Raw genomic sequence first — 10,605 nt, 5'->3', positions numbered from 1 at the left:
GGGTTCCCGGATGGGACGACGGACGGGGTCCCCAGCTCAGAAGCGGGCTCGGCCACCCAAGGCGTGCACGGGCTCCCGTCCATCGTCAGCCTCGCCGGCTCACCGCCGGCTGCCAACTGAGAGATACAAGGCGTGCACGGGCTCCCGTCCATCGTCAGCCTCGCCGGCTCACCGCCGGCTGCCAACTGAGAGATACAAGGCGCTCCGACGCCTGGCATGGGCGGGGCCCGGCGGCGCCCGGCCGGGCCTGACCTGCCTTGGGCTGGCCCGCCGGCCGCGAAGGCAGCGACGCGACATGCCGAGTGCTCGTGGTGCCGCCGTCTGCCATATGCGTCCCCTGCCCTGCGCATCAGGGCAGGCCGAGCGCCCGCAGGAACAGCAGCGCCGCCGACAGCCAGGCGGCATGCCGCATTCCCCTACTCGACCGGCGCCGGCGGATCCTGGGAAGGCGTGCCGCGCGGCACCGGCACGGGCGGGACCCAGGGCCGCGCGCCCCGTGCGGCGCGATCGCTCAGCACGCGCACCCCCTGCGGGTCCAGCCAGACGGCATGCGCGCCGTTCCGCCACACCGCGAACCGGTCGATCACCTGCGCGCCGCAGCGTCCGCGCACCGGCTCGGCCGAGACGACCAGGGCGGCACCGGCACAGGCCTCGGCCGGTGGTGCACCACGCAGCAGCACCGCTGCCGGCCCGCCGTCGAGCGGCCGGTAGGTGCAGGCACCGGGGGCGCAGCGGATCGCCTCCTCTGCGAGCGCGCCCTCCCGCGGCAGCGCCGCGGCCTCGGCGGCGCCGAACAGCCTGAGCCAGCTCTCGCGCGTCAGGCCGGAGGCGCCTGAGACGCGCTGGATCGCCAACCCCTCACCGGCCCGCAGCCCGATCAGCCGGGCATCGGCCGAGACCAGGATGTCGGGCGGGCGCTGCCAGGCGCCGCTGGCGAGGCCGGCCAGGATGAGCGGCACACCCAGCATGCGCCAGGCCGTGCCCCAAAGGCAGAGCCACAGCATCCCGAAGGCGCAGAGGCCGAGGCCCCAGGCCGGAATCGGCGGCGCCAGCAGGGCCGCGCCGGGCCAGCCGGCCACCCAGCGGGCGACGGCCAGGATCGCCTCCACCCCCCAGCCCATCGGTGCCAGCGCCAGCCCCTCGAGGCCGAAAGGCATCAGCGCCACCGCCGCCATGCCGGCCGGCATGACCAGCAGCGAGGTGACCGGCACGGCGAGTGCATTGGCCGCGACACCATAGAGCTGCAAGCGGCCGAAATGATGCAGCCCGACCGGCGTGGTCGCAAGGCCGGCCAGAACGGAGGTGGCGATGATGCCGAAAGCCGCCAGCGCCAGCCGCCGGCGCCAGCGCGCGGCACCGGGTCCGGCCTTCGGCAGGCGCGGCCGCAGCCACTCCCAGCCCGCGATCAGGGCCAGGACGGCGGCGAAGCTCATCTGGAAGCTGGGGCCGAGGATGGCGGCCGGCTGCGCCAGCAGCACCGCCGCCGCGGCCAGCGCCCAGGCCCGCAGGCTGAGCGCCCGCCGCCCGGTCAGCAGGGCCAATGTCGCCAGCGCCGCCATGGCGAAGCTGCGCTGCATCGGCACCTGCGAGCCGGTCAGCACGAGGTAGAGCCCGCCGACCGCGAGCGCCCCCACCGCCGCGATCGCCTTGCCGGGCAGCCGCAGCGCCAGGAAGGGCACCAGCGCCAGCCACAGCCGGAGCAGCCCGAAGCTGAGGCCCATGACGATGGTGATGTGCAGCCCGGAGACGCTGAGCAGATGCGCGAGCCCGCTGTCCCGCATGGCGACGAGGTCCGCCGCCGGGATGGCGCTCTGCCCGCCGGTCAGCAGCGCGGCGGCGACCGCGCCGGCGGGGCCGGGCACCGCGGCGACAACACGGGCCTCGATTTCCGCCCGCAGCCCGGCGAGTGCCGGGCCGCCCGTCTCGCCTGGCGTCACCTCTGCCCGGCCGAGCGCGAAGCCGCTGCCGGCGAGGCCGGAGAACCAGGCGGCGCGCTGGAAGTCCCAGGCGCCGGGATAGGCCGGCCCGACTGGCGGGCGGACCAGGGCACGGATCCGGACGAGGTCGCCGGGCCGCGGCCGGGCCGGATCCTCGGCGCGCAGCCGGACCCGCAGATGGCGTTCCAGTGGCGCGCCACCGTCCAGCCTTGGCGCGTCAAGCGTCAGCCGTTGTCCCTCCGGCAGCAATTCCACGGCGACGACACGGGCCGTGATGATGGTGGCACCGCGCGGCAGGTCCGGCATCGGCGGCTGGTAGCCGGCATGCCAGAGCGCGGCGGCGAAGCCGAGCGCGGCAGCGCCGAGCAGGCCGCACAGCCATCCCAGCACCGGCCGCCGCGCCGCGACCCAGAAGGCCAATGCCAGCAGCGGCGGTGCGAGCCAGAGCGCCGCCCGCGGCGGTTCCTGCCCCAGCCCGAAATAGGCCAGCACGCCGGCGCCCAGCGCGACCGCCAGCCAGGGCGCAAGCCGCGCCCGCTCCGCCGCAAGCAGCGCGAGCCCGCCTGCGACGGCCGGCAAGGGCCGGCCGCGCCATGCCGCGCTGGGACTGGACAGCGTGATTGACACCCGAGTCGCATACAGGGAGCGACTCGGGCACCTCAACCAGAAAGCGATGGTCGGGAGTCAAGAACAGCCTTTGCTTGACAAAACGTGATCGATACAAAGCAGCTCTAACGACTCGCGGGAAGTGGGACGATTTCCCGAAAGCCGGGTTCTGCATTAGGGATGCACCCCCACACGGCGCCGCGGCGCGGCGCAGCCTGGAAGCACCACCATGTCCGTCCGTACCCGCTTCGCGCCCTCTCCCACCGGCTACCTGCATATCGGCGGGGCGCGCACTGCGCTCTTCAACTACCTCTTCGCCCGCCGCCATGGCGGCCAGTACCTGCTGCGCATCGAGGACACCGACCGGCAGCGCAGCACGCAGGAGGCGGTGCAGCAGATCCTCGACAGCCTGGAATGGCTCGGCCTCAGCCCCGATGAGCCGCCGGTCTTCCAGAGCCAGCGGGAGGCGCGCCACGCCGAGGTCGCGCGGGAGCTGCTGGCCAGGGGTTGCGCCTATCTGGCCTATGACACGCCGGAGGAGCTGGCGGCGATGCGCGCGGAGGCGGAGGCGGCGAAGCGTCCCTTCAAGTATGACGGCAGCCGCTGGATGACGATGGATCCGAAGGACGCGCCGAGCGTGGCACCGGCCATCCGCATCAAGGCGCCCAGGGCGGACCAGGCCGGCGGCGACACGGTGGTGCAGGACCTGGTGCAGGGCGAAGTGCGTGTCGCCAACACCGAGCTCGACGACATGATCATCCTGCGCTCGGATGGCTCGCCGACCTACCTGCATGCGGTGGTGGTGGACGACCACGACATGGGCATCACCCATGTCATCCGCGGCGACGACCACCTCACCAACACCTTCCGCCAGTGCATGGTCTATGACGCCATGGGCTGGCACCGCCCGCGCTTCGCCCATATTCCGCTGATCCATGGCGCGGACGGCGCCAAGCTGTCCAAGCGCCACGGCGCGGTCGGCGCGCTGGAGTTCCGCGAGCAGGGCTTCCTGCCGGAGGCCGTCTGCAACTACCTCATGCGGCTCGGCTGGGGTCATGGCGATGAGGAGGTGATCCCGCGCGACCGCGCCATCCAGCTCTTCGACCTCGACGGCGTCGGCCGCGCGGCCTCCCGCATGGACTATGCCAAGCTGCTGCACCTGAACGGCGTCTATCTCCGCGGCGCGGAGGACGAGCGGCTGACCAGGGAGGTGCTGGCGCGGCTGGCGAAGCACGGCGTTGCCTTCGGCACGCTGGGCGCGGAGCGGGTGCGCGCGCTGATGCCGGAGCTGAAGGAGCGGGCGAAGACGCTGGAGGACCTGGCCTCCTCCGCCGCCTTCGCCGCGGTCGAGGGGCCGCCGCCCATGGACCCCAAGGCCGCCGCGCTGCTGACGCCGGAGGCGAAGGCGCGCCTCGCCGACCTTGCGCAGTTTCTCAACGACGCTCCCTGGGAGCGGAAGGACCTGGAGGCCTGGCTGCGCGACTATGCCGATGTGAAGGGCGTGAAGCTCGGCCAGGTGGCGCAGCCGCTGCGCATCGCGCTGTCCGGCAGCACGCAGAGCCCGCCGATCGATGCGGTGCTCTGGGCGCTCGGCCGGACCGAGGCGATGGATCGCATCCTGGCGGCGGCCGGGGAATAGGGCCTCTCTCGCTCCGCCGCCGACGGCGGAGGGTCAGGATGGGGCCGGCCGCCATCGGCCGGCCTGGCCACCCCACGCCCGGGCAGCGCTGCTATGTCCAGAGCCGCTCCCGCTGCAGGTTGGTGTAGAGGCCCGCGACGAACTCGCCATAGCCGTTGAACAGCCGGGTCGGGATCCGCTCGCCGGTGCCGAGCACGCGCTCCGTCGCCTGGCTCCAGCGGGGATGCGCGACCTCCGGGTTTACATTGGCCCAGAAGCCATATTCCGAGGGTTGTATCGCCTCCCAGAAGCTCTTCGGCCGCTCCGCCACCAGGCTGATCCGCACCAGCGACTTGCCGGCCTTGAAGCCGTATTTCCAGGGCTGGTGGAAGCGGATCGGCCCGCCATTCTGCGGCGGCAGCGGCTTGCCATAGGCCCCGACCACCAGGAAGGAGAGATCGTTCATGCCTTCCTCGATGGTGCAGCCCTCGACATAGGGCCAGGGATACCAGGATTGCCGCAGGCCCGGCATGACGCCCGGCAGCGCCGCCGTCTCGAAGCGCAGGTATTTCGCCTCCGTCCTCGGTCCTACCTGCTCGAGCAGGGCGGCGAGCGGGAAGCCGGTCCAGGGCACCACCATGGACCAGGCCTCGACGCAGCGGAGCCGATAGACCCGCTCCTCGATCGGCATCGTCCTCAGCAGGTCCTCAATGCCGAATTCGCGCGGGCGGTCCACCAACCCCTCCACCCGCAGGGTCCAGGGGCGCTGCGGCAGGCGCTGGGCGGCACGGTGGATGCCTTTGTCGGTTCCGAACTCGTAGTAGTTGTTGTAGGTGGTCGCCTCCCGCTCGGCGGTGATGTCGCGCTCCCCCCGATAACGCAGGTTGCGCGTGGCGGCCGGGATTTCCTGGGCGGCGGCGGGCAGCGCGATGCCAGTGCCGGCAAGAGCCGCCAGCGCGGCGCGGCGGCCGAAGGCCAGGGGCTCGGGGGTGACGTCGCGCTCGGGGATCTCCCAGCCGCGCGGAATTTGGATCAGCATCGCAGACCTCCGTGGCGCAGGATCCAGAAGGGATCGGTTCCGGCCGCCGTCAAGCAGGACGGCGCGGCTGCCCTGCCCTTTCGCCCCTGCAGGCCCCGCTGTGACGCAAGGCGATCACCTCACGCGTTAGCGCACTTTATGATTGTATTCTAAACGCACCACACTATCATGTGACTAACACAAACAGTTGTATGCATTGGAGTTCGCATGCGCATCGCCATTGCCTCTGACACCGCCCCGACCACCGAGCTGGAGGCCGCGCTGGGCGGGCATGGCGTGCTCTGCGACGCGGCGGAGAGCATCGCCGAGTTGCCCTCCATCGTCGCGCTGAGCGGCCCCTATGATCTGGTCCTGCTGCGCATCGGTCAGCCCTTGCGCACCCTGCTGCCGGCGCTGCGCGACCTGCGCCGCCGCGGCATGACCCTGCCGGTTATCGTCGTCTGCGCCGGCCATGCCGCGGCGGAAGAGGAAGAGGCGGTGTTGCATGCCGGCGCCGATGACGTGCTGTTCCAGCCGCTTCGCCTCTCCGTCCTGCATGCCCGCATGCAGGCCGCCGCCCGCCGCGCCCGCGGCTATACCTGCGCCGAGCTGGTCTGCGGCAATGTCACCCTGGACCAGGAGCAGCATGCGGTCATGGTGGACGGCATGCGGGTGAACCTCACGGCGCGCGAGTTCGATTTCCTCGAGACCCTCATGCTCCACAAGGGCGTGCTGCTGACCAAGGAGCGCTTCATGACCCGGCTCTATGCCGATTCGGAGGCGCCGGATTCGAAGATCGTCGACGTCTTCGTCTGCAAGCTGCGGCGCAAACTGGCCGCTGCCGGCGCGGCGGAGATCATCCGGACGGTCTGGGGCCGCGGCTATGTGGTGTTCGAGCCGACCCAGTCGGCCATCGAGGAGGCGCGCAAGGCCCGCCAGCCGGAAGCCGAGCCGGCCCCGCGCGGCTGGGTCCGCCGCGCCCCGCGTTTCATGCAGGCGAATGCCTGATCCTTGCCGTAAGGCATGCCTCGTAGCCTCCCGCATGAATGCCGGGACATTCCTGCGGCCTCGGCCGCCGATGGCGGCCGCACGTCAGGACTGAGGCTGGCCGCTGTCGCATTCCGACGCAGCTGCGGCGCCTGACCTGCGCCAGCTGGGGTGGCCGCCATCCCCACCTGCACGCCTCCGGCGCGGGCTGCGCGCGACAGATGAGCCGCACGCAATGCTGCCCCGCAGGCATGCTGGCGCATATCCACGGCCTCCGCCGATGTCGGCTGCAGGTCGGCGCCCCTGCGGGCTGGCACGACCCGCCGGACCCGCGCCGAGCGACCACCATGGCATGCCGCTTGCGTTGAGCCGGACCGCTCCCGCCTTTCGCGGGCGCCGGGATCGGGACCATGCGCGCCTTCGTCTTCGCCTGCGGCCTGCTGCTGCTTCTGCTGCCCGTCGCCGCCCCGGCCCAGGCGCCGGAGCCTGCCGAGCTCTGCCGTGCCGCCATCGCGCGCGCCGAGCGGGAGCAGGGCATTCCGCCGCGCCTGCTGGCGGCCATCGGGCGGGTGGAGAGCGGCCGGCGCGACCCGGCCACCGGCACCATCGCCCCCTGGCCCTGGGCGATCAATGCCGAGGGGCGCGGCAGTTTCTTCCCCGACAAGGCGGCAGCGATTGCCGCCGTCCGCGCGCTGCAGGCGCAGGGCGTGCGCTCCATCGATGTCGGCTGCCTGCAGGTGAACCTGCGGCACCACCCGGCGGCCTTCGCCAGCCTGGAGGAGGCCTTCGACCCCCTGGCGAATGCCCGCTATGCCGCGCGCTTCCTGTCGGCCCTGCAGGCGGCGGGCCGCGGCGACTGGATGCAGGCCGCGGCGCATTACCATTCCCAGACTCCGCACCTTGCGGAGGCCTATCGCGCGCGCGTCTCCGCCGCCTGGCTCGCCGAACAGGGCCGGCCGGCCCCGGCGCTGGCGGCTCTTGCCCCCTCCCCGCCGGTGCCGGTGATCGCTCCGGGCGGCGGCGCCATGCTCGGCAACGGCGCGGACCGGGCATCCATGATGCCCAGCGTGAATGGCAGCGGGCGGGGGCTCGACGCGTACCGCGCCGCCCCCATCCCGCGTATCGGCGCCGCCGCGCCGGTCCTCGCCGCGGCTCAGCGCATCGGCCAGGAATACATCAGGCCGCCCTCCGTCCAGAGCCGGTTCAGCCCGCGCTCCAGCCCGATTGCCGTCTTCGGGCCGAGATGACGCTCGAACAGCTCCCCGTAATTCCCGACGGCGCGGATGGCGTTGCTGGCCCAGGCCGGGTCGAGCTTCAGCGCCTGGCCAAGCAGCGGATCGGCGCCGAGCAGCCGCCGGATGTCGGGGTTCTGGCTGGTGCGGCGGAGCTCCTCGGCATTCGCGCTGGTGACGCCCAGCTCCTCCGCCTGGATCAGGGCGCTCACGGTCCAGCGGATGACATCGAACCATTCCTGGTCGTCGCGCCGCACCACCGGCCCGTAGGGCTCCTTCGAGAAGCGCTGCGGCAGGATGACGAAGTCGCCCGGCCGGGTGAACTGGCTGCGCAGCGCGGCGAGCTGCGTCGCATCCGTCCCGATCGCGTCGCACCGCCCGGCCTGCAGCGCCTGGGCATTGTCCTGCATCCGCTCCTGCAGCAGGGGCGTGAAGCGCAGGCCGTTCGCGCGGAACCAGTCCGCCGTCACCAGTTCGTTCGTCGTGCCGGGCGAGAGGCAGATGGTCATGCCATCCATGCCCTTCGGTTCCGTCACGCCGGCATCCCTGCGGACCATGAAGCCATGGCCGTCATAGAGGTTCACCGTGACCATGCGCAGACCGAGCGTGGTGTCGCGCGTCATGGTCAGGGTGGTCTGGCGGATCAGCACATCGATCTCGCCGGATTGCAGCGCGGTGAAGCGCTGCACGGCGGTCAGCGGCACGAAGCGCACCTTGCCCGGGTCGCCGAACAGGGCGGCGGCGACGGCACGGCAGAGATCGGCATCCATGCCGCGCCAGACGCCCTGGCTGTCTGGCAGGGAGAAGCCGGCGACGCCGACATTGACGCCGCAGTTCAGCGTGCCGCGCGCCTTCACCGTATCCAGTGTCTGGCCCGCCTGCGCCGCCCCGGTTCCGAGGCCCATGGCCAGCAGGCCGGCACCAAGCCAGCGCAGGAAGGACATGAGCGGACCCTCAGCGGATCGGGGACCAGGGGACGGGCTTCAGGACCATGGTGGTCTGCGCCTTCAGCGCGCCGAGCGAGCCGGTCGCCTTCTGGAACTCGGCCCAGCCGGGATCGGCCATCATGGCCGCGCGACGGCGGTCGCGATCCCCCAGCGAAGAATAGGCCCAGGCGAAGACGGCCTGGTTGATCGGGCCACATTCGGTGACGGCGAAGAAGAGCAGCTGGCCGAGCAGCCGGTCCTGCACCGGCTTGCCGATGTCCCTGTAGGCCTCGATCCAGGCATTCATCCTGCCCGGCTCGAAGTCGTAGGTGCGGTGGTCGACGAACATCTGCCCGCCTTCGATCTTGCGTTCGAAGGGCTGGCCGACCTTCTGGATGGGGGAGAAGGGCACGGTCTTCAACAGCTTGGCTTCCTGGGCCGCGAGGGCACCGGTCTCGCGGCTGGCCTGCAGGAAGCGCTGCCATTCGGGATCCGCGTCGCGCCGCGCCAGGCCCGCCTCGCGCGCATCGATATCGTCGAAGCCACGCAGGAAGAGCACGCGGTTGATCTGGCCGAACTCGACCGTGAACATCCCCATCAGCGGCGTGAGGGTGCGGGAGGAGGCGGGGCCGCCGATCTCCGCATAGCATTTCAACCAGGCCGGCAACTTGCCGGGATGCGCGGTGTAGATCCGCTGCTCGATGAACATGGCGCTCGCTCCCTCCTCGCGCCCCGGCGCGGGGCGACGGGTCGGGAGTGGCGCATGGCCGCGCCGGGTGGTCAATCCGGGGTGGTGGGGAAAAGCGGCGGGTTGGTGAGCCGGGTGGGACTCGAACCCACGGCCACGAGATTAAAAGTCACGTGCCACTCAGTCCCGCTTGGTTCCGCTTGGCTCCGTTGCTCTCCGCGCCTACCCGATTATGTCAGCGATAACAGCTAGTTAGATGCATTGCCCATCACCGCACGCCCTCGTGAGTTTCCGCTTGCCTACGCACCTCGTGTCCGGTCAATGTCCGGTCAGGAATGCCGTGTGATTGCGTCCGGTCAGGGGTCCAGAGGCGATGAAGGTGGTGCGGGAAGGCCCGGTGAAGATCACCAAGGCGATCATCGAAAGCGCGTCGCGCCGCCGGGTGCCAGACCAGCGGCTCATGATTGGTGACCTGCTGTGTCGGGGCTTGGCGCTGGTGGTGAACCCCACCGGCATGACCTGGCGCTTCGACTACAAGCCACGCGGGACAGATCCTGCCACCGGCAAGCGGTTCCCAACCCAATCCGTCACCATCGGCACCCCGGACAGCCACTCTGTTGATGAAGCCCGCCGCGCTGCCGGCGACATGAAGGGCCAAGCGAAAACCGGAACGGACATCGCGGGCGAGAGGAGGGCAAGGATCGCAGCGAGTGCCGAAAAGCGTTCCCGCACCCTCGACCGGCTGGCTGAGGAATACGCCAAGGCCCTCCCGAAGCGGCCGAAGCTGCGCGGCCCAGGTAAGCTGTCAGCTGCTCATGTCGCCGCCGAGCTGGCGCACGTAAAGGCCGCGATCACCGACATGAAGGCCGGCGGCAAAGCCGTGGCGGATGTCGGTGCTGCCGATCTGCGCACGCTGTTGCGGGTGAATGCGGAACAGCCCGGCGCCGCCCGCCATAGGTTCGGCGCCCTCTCCCGCTTTCTCGACTGGTGCCGGGATGAGGGGCTGATCGCCGTGAACCCCTGCGGTCTGATTGGTAAGGACCGGCGACCCAAGGCCGTGCCGGCCAGGCAAGACTACATGAAGCTCGAATCCCTGGCCCAGTTGTGGAAGGTGGCCGGAGAGGCCGAAAAGTTCCAAACCGTTCACCGGGACTACCTGCGCTTTCTGATAGCCATGCCCTGCCGCCGCACCGAAGCGGCTAAGCTCGACTGGGCTGACATCGACTTTGACGGCGCCGAGTGGCTCCAGCGCGGCTCTGTCACCAAGAACGGCGATCTGCACCGGCTGCATCTGCACCCGCTCGCCCTCGACATTCTCCGCGCGCGCCATGAGGCAGCAGGAAGACCCAAAGCGGGGCTTGTCTTCCCTGCCCCGCGATCCGGCAAGGCCCTTACAACCTTCTCCACGATAAAGGCGGTGCTGGCGGCCAAGGCGGAAAACGAGGGCTGGCGGATCCATGACTTCCGCCGGTCCTGAACCGCACCGGCTTTTCCGGAGGCACTATCTCTTGAGAGGATAGAGCCATGACGAAGAAGACGGCGGCGAGCTACTCGCCGGAGGTGCGGGAGCGGGCAGTCCGGCTGGTGCTGGAC

The 10,605-nt window shown here is 70.8% G+C and carries 8 protein-coding genes and 1 tRNA gene; 4 read left to right on the top strand and 5 right to left on the bottom strand.

The window, feature by feature from the left end; translation table 11 throughout:
* Positions 1-416: 416 nt before the first annotated feature.
* Positions 417-2,516, bottom strand: a complete 2,100-nt coding sequence (locus LHA35_RS26705; RefSeq protein WP_226614127.1) for a ComEC/Rec2 family competence protein — start codon at positions 2,514-2,516, stop codon at positions 417-419.
* Positions 2,517-2,772: 256 nt separating this feature from the next.
* Between LHA35_RS26705 and gltX the strand changes: the two genes are divergently transcribed.
* The gene (gene gltX, locus LHA35_RS26700; RefSeq protein WP_226614124.1) at positions 2,773-4,182 is read left to right on the top strand and encodes a glutamate--tRNA ligase; all 1,410 of its coding nucleotides are present in this window, start codon (positions 2,773-2,775) and stop codon (positions 4,180-4,182) included.
* 91 nt (positions 4,183-4,273) lie between these two features.
* On the opposite strand, the gene msrP is transcribed toward gltX, so the two are convergent.
* Positions 4,274-5,200, bottom strand: coding sequence for a protein-methionine-sulfoxide reductase catalytic subunit MsrP (gene msrP, locus LHA35_RS26695; protein WP_226614122.1), 927 nt, complete (start codon positions 5,198-5,200; stop codon positions 4,274-4,276).
* A gap of 207 nt (positions 5,201-5,407) precedes the next feature.
* Between msrP and LHA35_RS26690 the strand changes: the two genes are divergently transcribed.
* Both LHA35_RS26690 and LHA35_RS26685 read left to right on the top strand, forming a co-directional pair.
* Positions 5,408-6,187: a winged helix-turn-helix domain-containing protein gene (locus LHA35_RS26690; RefSeq protein WP_226614118.1), complete on the top strand. Its 780-nt coding sequence runs from the start codon at positions 5,408-5,410 to the stop codon at positions 6,185-6,187.
* A 389-nt stretch (positions 6,188-6,576) separates the two neighbouring features.
* On the top strand, positions 6,577-7,413 hold the full coding sequence (locus LHA35_RS26685; RefSeq protein WP_226614115.1) for a lytic transglycosylase domain-containing protein: 837 nt from the start codon (positions 6,577-6,579) through the stop codon (positions 7,411-7,413).
* On the opposite strand, the gene LHA35_RS26680 is transcribed toward LHA35_RS26685, so the two are convergent.
* The 3 genes from LHA35_RS26680 to LHA35_RS26670 all read right to left on the bottom strand — a co-directional run bounded on the left by LHA35_RS26680 (position 7,320) and on the right by LHA35_RS26670 (position 9,227).
* On the bottom strand, positions 7,320-8,342 hold the full coding sequence (locus LHA35_RS26680; protein ID WP_226614113.1) for an amino acid ABC transporter substrate-binding protein: 1,023 nt from the start codon (positions 8,340-8,342) through the stop codon (positions 7,320-7,322). The two genes, LHA35_RS26685 and LHA35_RS26680, sit on opposite strands and share 94 nt — an antisense overlap.
* A gap of 10 nt (positions 8,343-8,352) precedes the next feature.
* Positions 8,353-9,033: an NIPSNAP family protein gene (locus tag LHA35_RS26675; RefSeq protein WP_226614112.1), complete on the bottom strand. Its 681-nt coding sequence runs from the start codon at positions 9,031-9,033 to the stop codon at positions 8,353-8,355.
* A gap of 103 nt (positions 9,034-9,136) precedes the next feature.
* Positions 9,137-9,227 (bottom strand) — tRNA-Lys (locus tag LHA35_RS26670).
* A 182-nt stretch (positions 9,228-9,409) separates the two neighbouring features.
* Between LHA35_RS26670 and LHA35_RS26665 the strand changes: the two genes are divergently transcribed.
* Positions 9,410-10,489 carry a tyrosine-type recombinase/integrase gene (locus LHA35_RS26665; protein ID WP_226614110.1) on the top strand — a complete coding sequence of 360 codons (1,080 nt, stop codon included), beginning with the start codon at positions 9,410-9,412 and terminating at the stop codon, positions 10,487-10,489.
* The last annotated feature ends 116 nt before the right edge of the window (positions 10,490-10,605 follow it).

The sequence above is a fragment of the Roseicella aerolata genome (assembly GCF_020523605.1).
GTDB classification, from domain to species: Bacteria; Pseudomonadota; Alphaproteobacteria; order Acetobacterales; family Acetobacteraceae; genus Paracraurococcus; species Paracraurococcus aerolatus.
Note: the sequence above shows the minus strand (reverse complement) of the source record. Positions and strands in the feature narration are given on the sequence as shown.